The sequence below is a fragment of the Phycisphaerae bacterium genome (genome assembly GCA_018003015.1).
In the GTDB taxonomy this organism is placed as follows: Bacteria; Planctomycetota; Phycisphaerae; order UBA1845; family PWPN01; genus JAGNEZ01.
This window is the reverse complement of sequence record JAGNEZ010000018.1, coordinates 91,566-106,742: the sequence shown is the minus strand read 5'-3', so window position 1 is coordinate 106,742 and position 15,177 is coordinate 91,566. Positions and strand designations below refer to the sequence as shown.

Here is a 15,177-nt window from a genome sequence, read left to right as displayed (position 1 = left end):
CCTTCATCGTCTGGCGCGAGAGCGTCGAGGCCTTGCTCGTCGTCGGCATTCTCTATTCCTGGCTGAGCCAGTCTGATGCCGGCCGCCGCGGCCTGCCCTGGCTTTGGGGTGGCGTTGCGGGCGGGCGTGTGGGTTTTTGGGCATACGTAAATTCTTTTATATCAATTAGTTAGAACAGTGTTTGGCAGGTGGAAAGCGAGGCCTGGCGGGTCGCCCGAAAAAAGCCCCCAAATCTCAAAAAAACTCTTGCAGCGAAAGGCGGTAGAGATACAATGAAGGTGTTAAGTCGCCTCAATCCCGGCGGAAGCGGCTCCTGTCTTGGAACGTACGGCCGCGAGTGCCGGACTGGGTAGAGCGAGGGCGTTGGGTTGTTGGGGTGACGAGCGGGTAGAGGAGTGAGAGAGACCGCGGGTCTACGGGTATAGAGGGGCCCAGCGGAGCGAGGAGAGGAGGCATGTTGATTCGCCTCCCGCCTGCAGGAATAATGAAATAGCGTCGTAACGGTCCCTGTGTACGTTGCCTACGAGCCGTTCGTGGCCGGCAGTCGATGAGCCGGTGTCGGTTTCTATGGGGGAAATCGGCGTGTGGCGTGCGATGGGGGCATGTCCCAATACTCTTTTTCAAGAGGAGGTCGGAATGAGAACTCTGATCACAGTAGCGGCGGCTCTGGCGGTGCTCGTCGGCAGCCAGGCCTACGGCGCCATCTCCATCGACTACAAGCTGGAGCTTGGCGGAAAGAACTTCGCGACGCAGTACCACACCAATGGTACGTTCCCGGCGTATGAGCGAGGTTCGGATGCCGACGGGAAGACTTTCGACAACGCCGCAAATCCAGATGGTGCGGTGGCCGACTGGGCGGTGGTCGTCGCGATGCCGGGTCTGGACGACGTCACTGGCACGTATGCTGCTGGTGCGGCCAACCTGGTGTTCGACCTGGAGCTGCATGAAGGCACCGCGGATGGTCCGCTGGTCGCGATCGGCCACGGTGGCCCGACGACGGCCGGCTTCTTCAGCACGATCAATGATGGCACGACTGATCCGCCGGATCGCGTCAACCCGGTTCAGGATGCCGCCTTCCCGTCAGTTTTCGACGTTGACGGTGCGGGTGCCAGCGGTGGTCGTCTGTTCGACGTGGCCGCCAGCGGTGGTCCTGGGATGACCTTCAAGACCTATCCGTCGGATGCCGGCCACCCGGCCGCTTCGACTGCTCCCCAGGGCATGCTGGTTGGCATGGGTGCCGGTTATGAGGAATTGGATCCGGTCGCGGGTCTGGGTGTTGCTGGCGTGGCGATTCCCGAGGGTGATCCGGGTGCGGGCTTCTGCACCGCTCTGGGTGTCAAGGCCCTGTTCGAAGGCCAGATCAACCTCAAGGGTCTGAATGGCACCTACGTGCTCGTTCTGAAGGCTGGGGTGGGCAACAACGTGGCCCGCACCTCGAGCACCGAGTTCCCGATTTGCGACAGTGAGATCGAAGGCAGCTTCGCGGTTGCCGCCCCCACGGTCAATGAAGACACCATTACCTTCAGCGTGACGGGTGGTGGCGAGCCGTGCCAGGCTCCGGTGATGACCGCTGCGGAGAGCGTCAAGACCCACACCGGGATCGGCGACTTTGTGGTCAGCCTGTTCCCGACCAAGCAGAACGAGTGCCGTCGGAATGGCCCGACGAAGGTTGTTGTGACGTTTGATCGTGACATCAAGCTGGTGACCGGGACTGCCGCCGACGTGGCCGTCAGCTCGGGTGCTGTGAGTGCGGTGGCCGCTGCCGGCAATCAGCTGACCGTGACCATGAGTGGTGCGGATAATGCTAAGTTGCTGACCATGACCTTCCCCGGCGTGGCTGATGGGACGGCGTGCATTGGCTCGGCGGTGAGTGCGAGCTCGCTGTGCGTTGGCGTCCAGGAAGGTGATGTTGGCAACAACGGCACCGTGAACACGCTGGACATGACCGTGGTTCGCAACAACACGGGTGCGGACATGAATCTGCCCACGACCAATTTCCGGGCGGACATCAACAGCGATGGCAAGATCAACACGCTGGACATGACCCGCGTCCGCAACAACATCGGCAACCCGGGCACCAAGTGCCCGTGATGTGGGTGGACTGGTTTTTAGGGTAGCCCCGCTGGGGCCGGGGTCAGAATCCACCCCAGCGGGCGTGACAAGTGAATAGAGTGTGCGTATAATGAGGTGTCTGGGTGTGTTCCCAGGGCCTCTGGACTAGAAATTGTTAATACCGAAGGCCAAAGGCCGACCGGGGAGAGAAGAGGGTGTTCCACTTCCAATGTCCCGGGAGGCGAGAGAGGAGGAATCAGACATGAAGTGGATGTTGGCAGCGATTCTTAGTGTGGCGCTGGTGACGCCGGCGTTGGCATCCGTCGACATTACGTTGACGGCGGCCGATGATAGTGACGCCGTGTTGATCCAGCTGGCGCCCGGCGCAACGACCGGGACTTTTGAGCTGAAGAGCGGCCTGTCAAGGGCCACCGGCGGCGCGGCGATGTTCGGGTATGATGCCGCGCTAAAGATGGAGTCGAGTGCTGGGGCGACTGGCGTGTTCACGATCACCGGCCGCGTGGCTGGCCCGATCGTCGCCGCCACCTCAGCGGCACCGAACGCGGTTATCCTGAACGCCGTGCTCGGCCCGGCTCCGACCAAGGATATCGGGTACTTTGCCAACGCCGGTCAGCTGGATGATGCCAATCTTCCCGCGGTGTTCGATGTTCTGACGATCAGCGCGACTGATCTGAAGGTTGGCGATGTGTACACGATTTCGGTCACCGCGATGTCGGATGGCAGCCTTGGCGCCAGCGACCCGAACGGCGACCTGATCGAGGCCGGCAAGCTCGGTGCTGTGACTGTGACGGTCACCCCCGAACCGGCCAGCTTGCTGCTCTTGGCTCTCGGTGGTCTGTTCCTCCGTCGTCGTCATGCCTGATCAGGGCGTGATGCGTCGCTGACCGATGGACAACACCGGTCGATGAGGTAAGCACAATGAAGGCGGGGTTGGTCTATCACCAGCCCCGCCTCTCTATGCGCATGAGGCATTCGCGAAACGCCCGGGGCGGTGATAGCTTGTGCGGTATCCCAGGCAGTGGGCGCGGGGTGGGCGGACAATTGGGTCAAGTGGGTGGTCTGGGATAGGTGGTCAGGGAATGCGGTTCCTAGGTGTCGATTGGGGTGGCAAGCGAATCGGGCTCGCGCTGGGTGAGTCTGAGTCCGGAGTAGCGTCTCCGCTTTGTACGATCGATGCTCGGGCGGACGTTGCCGGGGATGTCGGAGCCATTCTGGCGGTGGCCGAGGAATACGCGGCGGATGCGATTGTTCTGGGGCTGCCGCTGAACATGGACGACACGGAAGGGCCTCAGGCCAAGCTGTCGCGGGAGGTGGCGGCCGCGCTCGGGCGGACCGGGTCACTGCCGGTCCATCTGCACGACGAACGGCTGACCTCGCATGCGGCCGATGAGCGGCTGGTTGGGCGTGAGCTGACCCGCAAGGGGAAGAAGGCCCGGCAGGATGCGGTGGCGGCGCAGGTCTTGCTGGAGTCGTTCATGGCGAGAATGGGAGCTGATCGACCGGGGGTCACGGGGCAGCCTTCGGGGGATTGAGGAGGACCTGGGCTGCCTTGCATCTGGCGGGCGAGCACGCAGTGAGAGGGTGCCTGACGACGCGGGTTGGGGCCCATGATCAGAAAATGCTGGCGACGCCGTAGAACAGAGCTACGATGGCCATGATGAAGGCGTCCAGGACGCCGGAGACGATCTGGATGATGATTTCCCCGATGATCTGCCTGAACTCGTCGCCTTTGAGATAGCCTGGAATCTGGTCCAGGCTGGCTTCCATCAACGGCGGGATGAAGATCGCGGCCGGAAGGGTGAAGCTGTAGAGTCTGTTCTGCAGGAATCGCATGATCGCAGCTCCTTTGTGATGGTTGCCCATCGTGCGGCCATTATATCAGGTGCCGGTCGTGTGTACAGGAGTACCCGGACGGTCACACGCCGTTGAGGCGGCTCCGGTAGTATGCCAGTCGTTCCTGGGGGGTCATCCGCTTGAAGTCCGGTCCGGGCTTGGCTGTGGGTGTCGGCTCGGTGGGTCTGTGGGGGGTGTGGTCGGCCTGGGTGGCCTGCTTGGGCGTGTCCGGTCGAGCGGTGGCTCGGGCGGGTGGGGGTGTGCCGATCGAGGGGGGGACGGTGAGCTGGGTGGTGGTGCCGTAGCTCATGACCTGGGTGGTGAGCTTCATGTCGTCGTCGAGGGGTCGGAGGGGCTTGATTCCGAGTCCCTGGAGCACGCCGTGGTAGGCGCGGACGGCCTCCTCCGGGCTGATCTGAAGGTCGACGATTCTGCGGAGCATTTCGATGAAGGCGAGCTGGTGCTCGGCGTTGTTGATTTTGCGGCCGTAGAGGGCGACTTTGGCTCCGTGCTTCTGGGCCTCGGCGATGAGTTTGAAGGCATCGTAGGTTGTTCCTGAGGATCCGCCGAGGATGCCGACCACGAGGTTTGGATCGTAGCGGGCCAACTCCTCGGTATACTTAGGACCATGGTAGACCATTTTCAGGAACAGAGGCCGGCCGCGGTCGGGGACGCCGGCGAGAATGCGCACGATCATGTCGTTGATGAAGCCGCCCAGTTTGTCGGAAGGGATGGCGTTGACTGGGGCGTTGGGGTCGAAGACCTCGAGGAAATGGCGGAAGCCTTTCTGTTCGGCCTCGATCCGGAAGGCCTTGTAGGCCTCGATGGTCTGGTGATCAAGTTCGGTATCGTTGTTGAAGGTGACGCTGTAGAGGCCGAGGTTGGCGCCGTGGATGCGCTCGGCCTCGGTGCACTCGACCTTGCCGCACTGGATCTGGTCGATGGTTGCGGTGCGGAATGGGCGTGAGGGCTGGTGGATGAAGATTCCCTCGCGCATGACGTGGATATCGGTGGTGTCGTTGGCCCGGGCGGCGGGGGTGACGTGCGAATGGTCGAACAACCGTTCCTGGATGGTCAGGATGCCGCTGGTGTGAGCGGACATGAGCATGATATCGACGAGTCCCTGGCGAACGACGTCGCGGATGCACTGGCGGAACTCGGCCAGGGTGCGGAATTTGCCTTCCTGGGCATAGTGTTCGGGTGATTGGCCGGGAGCGGCGATGCCCCAGGCCATATCGGCGTCCTTGGCGTCCGCGATGATGAATTCGCGGCATGAGGGGTTGGCCTTGATCTTGGCGAGTTTGACGTCGAGGCTTTTCTGGGTCATGGCTAGCGTGGTCCGTGATGGGTTATTGGCTTGCGGTTCGTGACTATCGGATGTCGAGGCATCATTCCGGTTTTCTCGTTTTCGGGACGAGAGCCGGCCCGCCGTCCAGGGAGATACCATACAGATGGCTGGGGCCGGTGGTCTTGAATTCCCAGGGTCCCTCCATCCAGCGGGCCCGATCGCCGTAGCGGGCGCTCATGTTGCGGACCTCTACCCAGGCGGAGACGTCGCCGTCTTTCTCGATTGAGTAGATGTGGATGGTGCCGTCGAGTCCGATGAACGGCTGTCGGGCGGGCGACCAGGCGGTTGAGGCGATGAACCGGCCGTTCTCCGGGGTGACCTTGAACTTGCCTGTCTTGAGTGGCTGGTCAAGGACGATCACGAAGGTACGGAACCACTCGTCGTTGTACTCCTTGGGGTCGTCGTGCACGCGTGAGCCGACGAACATGACCTGGCTGCCGCCGGATCGGACCTGGAGGGGCTCGGCGGGTCCGGATCGGTTCAGGCCGATCCGTTCCTGGCCGGTGATTGGGGGCATGTCGACCTGCACGTCGTGAACCACGCGGAATTCCCACCAGTCGTTGGGGTCCTGGCATCCGGTGGTCAGGAGGGCGGTGGTGACCAGGGCTCCGGCGGCCATGCCGGCCAGGCACCGGGAGCAGGTTCTCCTGCTTCGATCAGGGGCCGTTCTCGATTCTCTGGTGTGCATGGTGTATCTCCTCGACGGTTACCGGAGGATGGCTTTCACTTTGCGGCGGCCATGATCCGATCGGTGATCTCCTGGACGATCTTTTCCATATCTGCATCGGACCAAGGGCCGGAGGCGGCCGCTTCCATCGTGGCGTCGGGTGGTTTTGAGCAGCAGCTCGCCTGGCCGTAACCTCGCCCGAAGTCGGTGTTCACGCACAGGTCGGCGTTTTGCAGCCGACGGGGATCGACGCCGATGCCGAACCGTTCTTTGAGGTCGAGGAGTTCTTCGACCTTGGGTTCGCTGATTCGCTCGACCCGGCCGATCTGTTTGGCCAGGAGGAGGATTCTGCAGTAGGCGTCGAGGATTTCGGTCCACCAGTAGGCCCGGTCGACGGTCTCGCCCCAGGATACCGTGCCGTGGTTCTTGAGGACAGCGATCTTGGATTTGGTGACGAAGGGGAGGATGGTGTTGGCGAAGTCTTGGGCCCCGGGTGTTTCGTAGGCGGTGGTCGGGATGGTGCCCAAGAAGACCTCGACTTCCGGGAGGATGCATGAAGGAATGGTCTCGCCGGCCACCGAGAAGGCGGTTGCGTGGGGGGGGTGGCAGTGGACGACGGCGTTGACCTCGGGGGCCTGCTTATAGATTTCCAGGTGCAGGAGTACCTCGCTGGTTCGCTTCTTGCGTCCGGCGATCTGTTTGCCGTCCATCTGGACGGTGCAGATATCATCCGGCTTGAGGAAGCCCTTGGAGACCATCGTCGGCGTGCACAGGACGGTGTTCTTATCGATTCGGCAGGAGATGTTGCCGTCGTTGGCCGCGGCGAAGCCCTTGGTGTAGATCTTGCGTCCGACCTCGCAGATTTCCTGTTTCAGTTTGAACTCGTTGACCATGATTGAAACCTCGAATAAGCGATCAGATCAGCTGTCGGCTTTGAGCCAGTACCGTCCGGGCGTGCTTGCCCGGGGGGGACCGAATTCTGTTTTACTGCTCCGTTTTCAACTCTGGTTTCCCTCGTACGTGATTTCGTCCAGCAGGCACGCCAAGTAGGCGTCGATGGCCACGGGATCGGGGTGGAACGGCATGGCTGCCTCGCGGCCCTCGCTGAAGCCGACCTTCTGTCCCAGGCCGGCGCCGAGCTGATCGTAGACGACCACGGGCTCGGCTCTGCTGGGTGCCCCGGTGGCGAGCACGTCGGGATCGTAGGGCTCGACGATCAGCAGTCGGCCGCCGATCAACTTCTTGTCGGCCACGCAGAGGGTGACCTTGCCGATGACCTCACCAATCCGCACGGCCGCCTCCTTGTTCAAGGTCGGAGATGATGGCGTCGATTTCCGCCTGGGCGGTCGTTGGGCCGGCCAGGAACCGTTCGATCATCTGCCGCATCTGGTAGGGGGTCTGGGCCGGGTATTCGAGTACCAGCACGTTGATTCCCAGTTCGCGGCAGGCCTCCTCGACCATCGGCACGTTGACGCCGAGGGCGGCGCGGATGCCGGTGTGTTTGTTGGCCACGCACACGGGTACGGCCCCGTCCTGGGCAAGGACGACGCCCTTGGCCACCTGCTGGCGGGAGACCATGGCGCACAATCGTCGCGTGGCGGCACTCAGTCCGCCGCGTCCGGCCGCCGGTTCGATGATCTCGGACAGGCCGCCGGCGCGATCGAGCATGGTTCGGACGGTCCGCATTTCGGGCAGCTTGGGCTCCATGACCACGCCCAGGCGGTGTTTTTCGTCTGGACGCTCGGTCCAGGTCACTGGGACGGGGTGGTCCTTGAGCCAGTCTCTGGCTGCCGGGGTGAGAAGCGACTCTCTCTGCAGCGTGATCGCTTTTCCCTCTTTAAGAAGGTCGGTAAGCATTGTTGCGGTGACCACCGGCCGTCGCATGTATTAGCCCTTCTTGCCCGCCAAGGTCAACACCTCGTTGGGACGGTCGCAGATGCACATGATCCACCAGCGAGCGGGCGAGGTCGGGTCGTTGACCATTTCCCGGCCATAGATGCCATCGCTGCTCAGCACGACGACGTCGCCTGCCCGGGCGCCCAGGGCATCCATGGCCAGCACCGGATCGGGTGAAGCCGCTCCCAGCGGATCGGCCACGAGCAGGCGGGTGCCATGAAGCGATTTGTGCTTCACGGTTGAGACGGCTTTGCCGACGACGCGAGCGAGAATCATGGTTTCGCTCCGATGTGTGGAAGTGAGAAGTGAGAGGTGAGAAGTGAGACCGAAGGAGTCATACCGCTCGTTCTCTCAGCTTTCTGGGTCACGGTCAGTATGTCCGCGATTTCGCCCCACGCACCTTTCAGAGGCAGTAATCGCTTCGCGGCCCAGAGGTCATTCCGCTCGATTCGTCTCATCCGGTACAAGGTCTCCCGAGCCTCCCGCAAGGATATGCTCACCTTGTGGGTGTAGCCGGTTTGGATCATCACAGTCTGAGCCTCCTTCAAGTTGGCTCCAACGCCTGCGGCACTGCGGATTACCTGATGGCCAGTCTCTCGTCCGGCCATGTTGCCTGGCGGGGCCAAGGCCATCTGAATCGTCCGGTCTCCCGCTGCCTCAATCCGCCGCCGCCGTTCGCACCACGCCGCTCCTACGGGACTCTGTCTCTCCGTTGACGTCACGCTATGGTTTCACTTCTCACTTCGCCCTTCTCAGTTCGCATCAGACGATGCGCAGGTTCTCGACCATGACGCACCGGCGTTGACGGGTGTATGTCAAGGGGCTGGTGATGCCTTCGCCGGTGGGGGAAGCGATGCTGTAGCTGCCGTAGCCTTCGCCGCCGGAACCCAATCCGGTCATGCAATGCCCGTTCTTGATGAAGATCGTGGTGTTGACCGCCTTGCCCATTCTGGTCATGTGGTCGACGTTCTTGGACCAGATCAGGGCGGTGTGGCCGAAGCCGTGCTCGAACTTAACCGCCAGGGCGATGGCCTCGTCCACGTTTCGGCAGCGGGTGACGGGCAGGAATGGCATCATCTGTTCGCAGGGCAGCCACGGGCTGCTGACGTCGACCTCTCCATACAGGGCCTGGGTACCAGTGGGCACGGACAGGCCGATCGCCTGGGCGAGCACCTGGGGGTCCTTGCCCACGAAGTCTTTTCTGGCGAGCCAGTGACCGCTCTTCCTGTCCTGGTGTAGGGCCGCTCTGGTCAGGGCGTCGATCTGCTGGCTGTTGAGGCGGTATCCGCCGTGTCGGCTGAAGGCTTCGAGCAGCTTGTCGGCCACGGGATCGACCACGAACACTTCCTTTTCGCCGATGCAGAGCACGTTGTTGTCGAACGCGCAGCCGTAGATGATGCCTGCGGCGGCCTTATCGATGTCGGCGGTTTCGTCGACGACGACGGGTGGGTTGCCCGGTCCGGCGACGATGGCTTTCTTGGAGCTAGCCATGGCTGCGGCCACGACGCCCGGGCCGCCGGTTACGCACAGGACCTTGACGTCGGGATGTTTGAAGATGTCGTTGGCGGTTTCGAGGGTGGGATGCTCGATGACGCAGATCAGGTTTTCGAGACCGGTTCGTTCCTTGATCAGCCGGTTGAATCGCTGGGTGCCGAGCACGGCTGACTTGGTGCCGGACGGGTGGGGGTTGACCACGAGGGTGTTTCCGGCGGCGATCATCATGATGGCGTTGCATGCCAGGGTGGGGATGGAGTGGGTTACCGGGGTGATCACGCCGAGCACGCCGTAGGGAGCATGTTCGACGAGGGTGATTCCGTAGTCGCCGCTGTAGGCGTCGGTCTCGAGCATCTCGATGCCTGGGACGCTCTTGCCCACGCCGATGAGTTTCGCGATTTTGTGGTCGAGTCGGCCGATTCCGGTTTCCTGCAGCTCGAACCTGGCGAGTTCCTCGGCCTGGCTGATGCAGATTTCGCGAATGCACTTAATGGCCTCGGCACGTGCGGCGATCTTGGCGGCGGAGAGTCGCTCGAATGCGGCCTTGGCGGCGGCAGTGGCGCTGTTCACGCACTGGAAGATTCCGTCCGTTCCGCCGGTGCGGCCGGTTGGTGCTGTGGTGGTTCCCGATCCGTTCGCTTGGAGGCGGCTCAGGACTTCGCTGACCACGTCACGAATCAGTGTTTCGTTGATTGCGGTGCTCATCGCTTACCGGTCCTTCTTGTAGAGTTCGTGTGATCCGACCTGGATGGCGTCGATGATTCCAACCACGACCGCGTCGGTTGGAACGCTCTTGGTTTCGTCGGTCAGCCGGGCGGAGCTGCCCTGGGTTACCAGGACCAGTTCGCCCTCGCCGGCCCCGAGCGTATCGATGGTTACGGCCACGCGTCCGGTTGGGGTCAGCTCGCCCGGCGATCCCTTGACGTTCATCGCCTCGACCAGCAGGAGCTTCTTTCCGGTCACGCTGGCGATCTTCTGGGTTGATACGACGCTTCCGGTCACCTTGCCGATGAACATGCCTGTCTCTCCGTTGGCCCGAGGGCGGTTCTTGGGACGCTGGGTCGCGTTTGCCGAGTGTCCTGGCTGATGGGGCGCCCGGTTTCACCGCCCGGGCTCCAGCCCTGGTGTCGGACCGGCTGTTGGCCGATCGTGCTTGGGGGCTGGGGCAGCCGCTCAGGTCTTGGGCAATACCTTTTCCACCTCGCCGTGTGGTCGGGCGATGACATCGACGCTGACGACCTCGCCGATCTTGGCGGCGGCGGCGGCCCCGGCATCGACGGCGGCCTTGACCGCGGCCACATCGCCGGTCAGGATCACGGTCACCAGGCCGGAACCGACCTGCTTCCAGCCCTTGTAGGCCACGTTGGCGGCCTTGAGGGCTGCGTCCGTCGCCTCGACCAGTGCGACCATGCCTCGCGTTTCGATCAATCCCAATGCTTCCTGGGCCATTGTTGTTGCTCCTGTGTACAAGTCGTTTCCATGGGTACCGGTGTCTGGCCGGTGTTCATTTCCGGCCGCCGGCGAGACGCCGGTGCCACGCTATTGGTATCACCCTGTTGATGCCCCACGGCTGGTGTTGCCGCCCTGGGCTCGCATCTTATGTTCTACTGTTTGCTCAACACCTCGCACGTCTGCCGGGCGACGATCAGTTCCTCGTTGGTTGGGATGGTCATGATGCGCACCCGCGAATCATCGGTGGAGACTGTCGTTTCCTGGCCTTGGGCCTTGTTTCGTTCGTTGTCCAGCTTGATGCCGGCGTAGTCCATTCGGTTGCAGACCATGGACCGGAACGTGGAGCCGTTCTCGCCGATGCCGCCGGTGAAGACCAGCACATCTGCCCCGTTGAGTACTGCGAGGTACGCTCCGATGTAGTGCCGAACCGCCTCGACGAGCACCTGGGTGGCGAGGGCGGCGCGGGGATTGCCTTCGGCGGCGGCCTTGTCGATGTCGCGCAGATCGTTGCTGACTCCGCTGATTCCGAGGAGGCCGCCGTTCCTGGCCATTTCGCCGAGGGCCTGGTCGAAGGTCAGTCCGAATCTGGGCAGGACTTTAGGCAGGGCGTACGGATCGAAGTCGCCGACGCGGTTGTTATGCGGGAGCCCGGACTGAGGGGTTGTGCCGAAGCTGTTGGCCACGCTGGAGCCGTGGTCGATGGCACAGACCGAGCTGCTTCCGCCGATGTGGCAGGAGATGATCCGCAGGTCATCGCGTTTGAGGAGTTCGGCGGTACGGACGGCGATGTACTTGTGGCTTGCGCCGTGGTAGCCGTAGCGTCGCACGCCGGCCTGGGTCCAGGGCCACGGAATGCCGTAGGTGGTCCGTGATGCGGGGATGGTTGTGTGGAAAGCGGTCTCGAACGCGGCGACCTGGGGCACGTCCGGCAGCCTGGCGGCGAAGGCTTTCATCGCGGCGACGTAGGGTGGGTTGTGGGCTGGGGCGATGTCGGCGAAGTCGGCCATGGTCTGGATGACCATGGGGTCGACCCGGACGGCGCCGGAGATCGGCCCGCCCAGTACCGCCTTGAAGCCGATGGCGTCGGGTCTGACATCCGGATCCGGCAGCATTTTCAGGCAGCGGTCGATGGCTTCGCCGTGATCGGCCACCCGGCCGGTCCAGGATTGCGGACCGACCTTGACCGAGGCATTGTCGCTCCCGATGCGTTCGACGCCTCCGCGGGCGAGCTCTCGCTCGCCGGTCATGTCGAACAAGCGGAACTTGAACGACGTGCTGCCGATATTGGCCACCAACACGAACATGCGATCAGGTCCTCGTCTGCTTCATCCTCTGACGGTGCCGTGGGGCACGGGTGTCTGGTCTGTGTTGTGTGGATGCCACACCGTTTTGGTCTGCAGCCAAGCTGGCGATCAGAAGAACACGCCGGCCAGGCCTTCGTGGGGCCGGGCGATCACGTGGGCGCTGACCAGTTCGCCGACGCGGTTGGCGGCCTCGGCGCCGGAGTCGACGGCGGCCTTCACGCTGCCGACGTCACCGCGCACGATGGTTGTGACCATGCCGCCGCCGATCTGGACGCTCTTGACCAGTTCGACGTTTGCCGCCTTGCACATGGCATCCGTCGCCTCGACCAAGCCGGTGAAGCCCATGGTTTCCACAAATCCCAATGCATCGCTCATTGCATTACTCCAAACTCATCCCGCCGAACCCGCGGGGCCGCAACGGGCCGCCGTGGCCGGCGAATGTCACCTGGTTTCGACTCCCGCCGTGTTTTGGCGGAAGGCTGTTACTTACCCACCTTCTTGCCGGCGCCGCCGGGCAGCATGTTGGCGAGGTCGTCGTGCGGCCGTGGAATCACGTGCACGCTGATGACCTCGCCGACCTTACTGGCGGCCGCCGAACCGGCGTCGGTGGCCTGCTTGACGGCGGCCACATCGCCCTTCACGTAGGCGGTCACATAGCCGCGGCCGACCTTCTCGTACCCGATGAGCCGGACGTTTGCCGACTTCAGCATCGCATCGGACGCCTCGATCAGCGTGACCAGGCCCTTGGTCTCGATCATTCCCAACGCCTCAAGTGTTGCCATCGATCGGCACTCCTGAAAAGAAGAAGCTATCAGCGATCCGCCACTCTTCTCGTCCTTGTGTTGAGGAGAGGCGAGTGGGCTGTCTCATTCGGCACTCTCAGCTCAGTGTTGTCCTGGTCGCTCGTCACTTGACAAGTTCCACCCGCTTCGCGCCCGTCAGATTGCAGGCGTTGCCCTCGTCGGTATCCAGATGGACTTCGAGCTTGAGTCCCTTGGCGATACGGGCGATCACGCCCTCAATAGTCATGCCGCAGTCGCCTTCGACGTGGAGCTTCATCATGTCGCCGTCCCTGACGTTGTAGTAAGCGGCCTCGTCCGGGTTCAGATGCACATGCCGCATTGCCCGGATCACACCTTCCTTCATCTCGATATAGCCTTTGGGGCCGAGCACGATGCAGCCTGGCGTATCCTTGACATTGCCGCTCATTCTCACCGGCAGGTCGATGCCCATGGCCACGCCGTCGGTGAAGGCGAGCTCGATCTGGTTTTCCGGCCGGCAGGGGCCGAGGATTCGCAGGTTGGTGATGGTTCGGTGCCGGGGTCCAATGATGGTGACCATCTGTTCGCTGGCGAAATAGCCGTCCTGGTACAGGGGGCGGAAGACGGTGAGCCTGGCCCCGGGCCCGAAGAGTGTCTCCAGGTCGTGCTGGGTAATATGCATGTGTCGTGCGGATATGTTGACCCGCAATTCCGGCCTGGCACCGGCGGGGGCTCTGCTGAGCGATGCGGCCGGGCCGAGTCTGCCCAATCGCTGCCGCACGACTTCTCGCACCACTTGCTCGACCGCGGCACGATCCATGCCGCGAGCCTGGGTGATCAGACTCATCCCTTACCTCCCGGTGTCGCTGCCACGGGGGCCACGATCAGTTCCACGTCGAAGCCCTTCACTCGGTCGCACCATGCGGGGTCGAGGCCGTCGTCGGTTACCAGCCGGTCTACCATATCCCAGCCGCCCAACCTGGCCAATGCCCGCCGGCCGAACTTGTCATGGTCCACGGTCACGATGACCTCGTCGGCGGACTGTACCATCTGTTGTTCGGCCTCGGCCATGAGTACGTTGGCGTTGTAGAGTCCTTCCTCGGTTACGCCCGCGAGTCCGACGATTGCCTTGCCCACGTTGAGCGAAGCCAGCGCCTGGCGGGTGAGAGGTCCGAGGGCGACGCCCGTTCGCGGGTAAATATAACCGCCCACGAGAATCAGCTCGATGTTGGTCGCGCTGCTCAGCAGGTTCGCAATGGGCAGGGAATTCGTAACCACTTGCAGTGACCGGGTCAACAGATGGCGAGCGACCTGGAAGGTGGTTGTTCCCCCGTCGAGGAGGATGGTTTCGTCGTCTTCGATGAGTGCGGCGGTCGCCCGCCCGATGGCAACCTTCTCGGCCACGGCCGCCGACTCGCGGGCGGCGTAATTCAAGGCGCTGAACCGATCGCTGACGAACACGGCGCCGCCGTGCGTTCGGCGGACGAGTCCCTCGTCTTCCAGCTGGGTGAGGTCGCGTCGCACGGTGGATTCGGACACGTCCAGTTCGGTTGCCAGCTGCGACAGATCGGCGAATCCGCGACGGGCGAGTACCTCCGATAACTGTTGTCGTCGCTCATCCGCGGTCATGTTTGCATCCTTTGCTGCCAGGATCTAACCGTATTATCGCCATATTCTGATCGAATGCAATCAAAATCTTCCAACTCGAGATTGAAGAAGGGGAGGCCGGCGGGCACTCACAGGGTCTTCCAATGACACTAAGATTATGATGTACAACAACTTATGATGGAATCGGTTTTCTTCTGGGCCTGTCAGTTATCCACAATCGAGTTGTGAGATTTCGTGAACAAACCGGTTGCTCACAGTTGGCGGTGTGGTTGAGGGAGGGGATGCTGGATGTTTGCGAGCTGCGATGATCAGGGCGAAGCGTGTTGCCTGCGAGAGAATATGGCCAGTGTAGCTTGAGACGACGCGATGGTGGGAGTAGGATAGAGTGGTGTCCTGTGGTGCAAGAGTGGGCGTGCGGGTCGCGTGAGCGCCGCAGGCATTCAGGATGGTCGAGCTGCCCTTCTTGGGTGGTTGTTCCTTTCTGTTGGGTTTTGGGTGGGGATTGGGCTGGTCGTGGGTGTGGGCCGTCAGTGGCCGGTGGATGGGAGGTTCCGCGGCCGAGGGGAAATCGAGCCTGACGGGATAGTGGCAGGGGGGCGGTTAGGTCGCCATGTGTCCCGGTGATCATTGCCGGGTTCGTCGAGTTGGGTAAGTGGCTGGGGGAGTCCATGTGGGGCGGAGTGAGGCGAGCCCGACGCCGCTGAGCAGGGCGATGGGCCATCTGGTCGGGTGGAAAGATGT

19 protein-coding genes are annotated in these 15,177 nt (G+C 62.6%); 3 read left to right on the top strand and 16 right to left on the bottom strand.

The features are described 5' to 3' along the window. Positions 1-636: 636 nt before the first annotated feature. The 3 genes from KA354_10520 (at position 637) to ruvX (ending at position 3,605) form a co-directional block, all read left to right on the top strand. The gene (locus KA354_10520) at positions 637-2,091 is read left to right on the top strand and encodes a hypothetical protein (protein ID MBP7935068.1); all 1,455 of its coding nucleotides are present in this window, start codon (positions 637-639) and stop codon (positions 2,089-2,091) included. Positions 2,092-2,314: 223 nt separating this feature from the next. After that, entirely contained in the window at positions 2,315-2,935 is a 621-nt protein-coding gene (locus tag KA354_10515; protein MBP7935067.1) for a PEP-CTERM sorting domain-containing protein, read from the top strand. 217 nt (positions 2,936-3,152) lie between these two features. Next, entirely contained in the window at positions 3,153-3,605 is a 453-nt protein-coding gene (ruvX, locus tag KA354_10510; GenBank protein ID MBP7935066.1) for a Holliday junction resolvase RuvX, read from the top strand. A 79-nt stretch (positions 3,606-3,684) separates the two neighbouring features. On the opposite strand, the gene KA354_10505 is transcribed toward ruvX, so the two are convergent. From KA354_10505 to KA354_10430, 16 genes are all read right to left on the bottom strand, one after another. Beyond that, entirely contained in the window at positions 3,685-3,906 is a 222-nt protein-coding gene (locus tag KA354_10505) for a hypothetical protein (GenBank protein ID MBP7935065.1), read from the bottom strand. 82 nt (positions 3,907-3,988) lie between these two features. Beyond that, the gene (locus KA354_10500) at positions 3,989-5,233 is read right to left on the bottom strand and encodes a hypothetical protein (GenBank protein ID MBP7935064.1); all 1,245 of its coding nucleotides are present in this window, start codon (positions 5,231-5,233) and stop codon (positions 3,989-3,991) included. Between the two features lie 61 nt (positions 5,234-5,294). Then, positions 5,295-5,942, bottom strand: coding sequence for a hypothetical protein (locus KA354_10495; protein MBP7935063.1), 648 nt, complete (start codon positions 5,940-5,942; stop codon positions 5,295-5,297). 35 nt (positions 5,943-5,977) lie between these two features. Further along, positions 5,978-6,814, bottom strand: a complete 837-nt coding sequence (locus KA354_10490) for a class II aldolase/adducin family protein (protein MBP7935062.1) — start codon at positions 6,812-6,814, stop codon at positions 5,978-5,980. 105 nt (positions 6,815-6,919) lie between these two features. Beyond that, positions 6,920-7,213 carry a EutN/CcmL family microcompartment protein gene (locus KA354_10485; GenBank protein ID MBP7935061.1) on the bottom strand — a complete coding sequence of 98 codons (294 nt, stop codon included), beginning with the start codon at positions 7,211-7,213 and terminating at the stop codon, positions 6,920-6,922. Then, positions 7,200-7,805, bottom strand: coding sequence for an RpiB/LacA/LacB family sugar-phosphate isomerase (locus KA354_10480; GenBank protein ID MBP7935060.1), 606 nt, complete (start codon positions 7,803-7,805; stop codon positions 7,200-7,202). The genes KA354_10485 and KA354_10480 overlap by 14 nt, the downstream gene beginning before the upstream one ends. Positions 7,806-7,808: 3 nt before the next feature. Further along, a complete protein-coding gene (locus KA354_10475) occupies positions 7,809-8,093 on the bottom strand; it encodes a EutN/CcmL family microcompartment protein (protein MBP7935059.1) in 285 nt (94 codons plus the stop codon). Further along, the gene (locus KA354_10470; GenBank protein MBP7935058.1) at positions 8,090-8,539 is read right to left on the bottom strand and encodes a four helix bundle protein; all 450 of its coding nucleotides are present in this window, start codon (positions 8,537-8,539) and stop codon (positions 8,090-8,092) included. Before KA354_10470 ends, KA354_10475 begins: the two co-directional genes overlap by 4 nt. A gap of 40 nt (positions 8,540-8,579) precedes the next feature. Next, positions 8,580-10,016 carry an aldehyde dehydrogenase EutE gene (locus tag KA354_10465; protein MBP7935057.1) on the bottom strand — a complete coding sequence of 479 codons (1,437 nt, stop codon included), beginning with the start codon at positions 10,014-10,016 and terminating at the stop codon, positions 8,580-8,582. 3 nt (positions 10,017-10,019) lie between these two features. Beyond that, a complete protein-coding gene (locus KA354_10460; protein ID MBP7935056.1) occupies positions 10,020-10,328 on the bottom strand; it encodes a EutN/CcmL family microcompartment protein in 309 nt (102 codons plus the stop codon). 156 nt (positions 10,329-10,484) lie between these two features. Next, positions 10,485-10,760: a BMC domain-containing protein gene (locus KA354_10455; protein ID MBP7935055.1), complete on the bottom strand. Its 276-nt coding sequence runs from the start codon at positions 10,758-10,760 to the stop codon at positions 10,485-10,487. Positions 10,761-10,915: 155 nt separating this feature from the next. Then, a complete protein-coding gene (locus tag KA354_10450) occupies positions 10,916-12,067 on the bottom strand; it encodes an acetate/propionate family kinase (GenBank protein MBP7935054.1) in 1,152 nt (383 codons plus the stop codon). A gap of 108 nt (positions 12,068-12,175) precedes the next feature. Then, the gene (locus KA354_10445; GenBank protein ID MBP7935053.1) at positions 12,176-12,442 is read right to left on the bottom strand and encodes a BMC domain-containing protein; all 267 of its coding nucleotides are present in this window, start codon (positions 12,440-12,442) and stop codon (positions 12,176-12,178) included. 107 nt (positions 12,443-12,549) lie between these two features. Then, entirely contained in the window at positions 12,550-12,849 is a 300-nt protein-coding gene (locus KA354_10440) for a BMC domain-containing protein (GenBank protein ID MBP7935052.1), read from the bottom strand. 124 nt (positions 12,850-12,973) lie between these two features. Then, positions 12,974-13,675: a phosphate propanoyltransferase gene (gene pduL / locus KA354_10435; GenBank protein ID MBP7935051.1), complete on the bottom strand. Its 702-nt coding sequence runs from the start codon at positions 13,673-13,675 to the stop codon at positions 12,974-12,976. Then, positions 13,672-14,457 carry a DeoR/GlpR transcriptional regulator gene (locus KA354_10430; GenBank protein ID MBP7935050.1) on the bottom strand — a complete coding sequence of 262 codons (786 nt, stop codon included), beginning with the start codon at positions 14,455-14,457 and terminating at the stop codon, positions 13,672-13,674. Before KA354_10430 ends, pduL begins: the two co-directional genes overlap by 4 nt. Between the last annotated feature and the right edge of the window lie 720 nt (positions 14,458-15,177).

What these genes read in the sequence shown, in the direction of transcription:
- KA354_10520 (MBP7935068.1), top strand. Translation starts at nt 637, where the DNA reads ATGAGAACTCTGATCACAGTAGCGGCGGCTCTGGCGGTGCTCGTCGGC.
- KA354_10515 (MBP7935067.1), top strand. Translation starts at nt 2,315, where the DNA reads ATGAAGTGGATGTTGGCAGCGATTCTTAGTGTGGCGCTGGTGACGCCG.
- ruvX (MBP7935066.1), top strand. Translation starts at nt 3,153, where the DNA reads ATGCGGTTCCTAGGTGTCGATTGGGGTGGCAAGCGAATCGGGCTCGCG.
- KA354_10505 (MBP7935065.1), bottom strand. Translation starts at nt 3,906, where the DNA reads ATGCGATTCCTGCAGAACAGACTCTACAGCTTCACCCTTCCGGCCGCG.
- KA354_10500 (MBP7935064.1), bottom strand. Translation starts at nt 5,233, where the DNA reads ATGACCCAGAAAAGCCTCGACGTCAAACTCGCCAAGATCAAGGCCAAC.
- KA354_10495 (MBP7935063.1), bottom strand. Translation starts at nt 5,942, where the DNA reads ATGCACACCAGAGAATCGAGAACGGCCCCTGATCGAAGCAGGAGAACC.
- KA354_10490 (MBP7935062.1), bottom strand. Translation starts at nt 6,814, where the DNA reads ATGGTCAACGAGTTCAAACTGAAACAGGAAATCTGCGAGGTCGGACGC.
- KA354_10480 (MBP7935060.1), bottom strand. Translation starts at nt 7,805, where the DNA reads ATGCGACGGCCGGTGGTCACCGCAACAATGCTTACCGACCTTCTTAAA.
- KA354_10475 (MBP7935059.1), bottom strand. Translation starts at nt 8,093, where the DNA reads ATGATTCTCGCTCGCGTCGTCGGCAAAGCCGTCTCAACCGTGAAGCAC.
- KA354_10465 (MBP7935057.1), bottom strand. Translation starts at nt 10,016, where the DNA reads ATGAGCACCGCAATCAACGAAACACTGATTCGTGACGTGGTCAGCGAA.
- KA354_10460 (MBP7935056.1), bottom strand. Translation starts at nt 10,328, where the DNA reads ATGTTCATCGGCAAGGTGACCGGAAGCGTCGTATCAACCCAGAAGATC.
- KA354_10455 (MBP7935055.1), bottom strand. Translation starts at nt 10,760, where the DNA reads ATGGCCCAGGAAGCATTGGGATTGATCGAAACGCGAGGCATGGTCGCA.
- KA354_10450 (MBP7935054.1), bottom strand. Translation starts at nt 12,067, where the DNA reads ATGTTCGTGTTGGTGGCCAATATCGGCAGCACGTCGTTCAAGTTCCGC.
- KA354_10445 (MBP7935053.1), bottom strand. Translation starts at nt 12,442, where the DNA reads ATGAGCGATGCATTGGGATTTGTGGAAACCATGGGCTTCACCGGCTTG.
- KA354_10440 (MBP7935052.1), bottom strand. Translation starts at nt 12,849, where the DNA reads ATGGCAACACTTGAGGCGTTGGGAATGATCGAGACCAAGGGCCTGGTC.
- pduL (MBP7935051.1), bottom strand. Translation starts at nt 13,675, where the DNA reads ATGAGTCTGATCACCCAGGCTCGCGGCATGGATCGTGCCGCGGTCGAG.
- KA354_10430 (MBP7935050.1), bottom strand. Translation starts at nt 14,457, where the DNA reads ATGACCGCGGATGAGCGACGACAACAGTTATCGGAGGTACTCGCCCGT.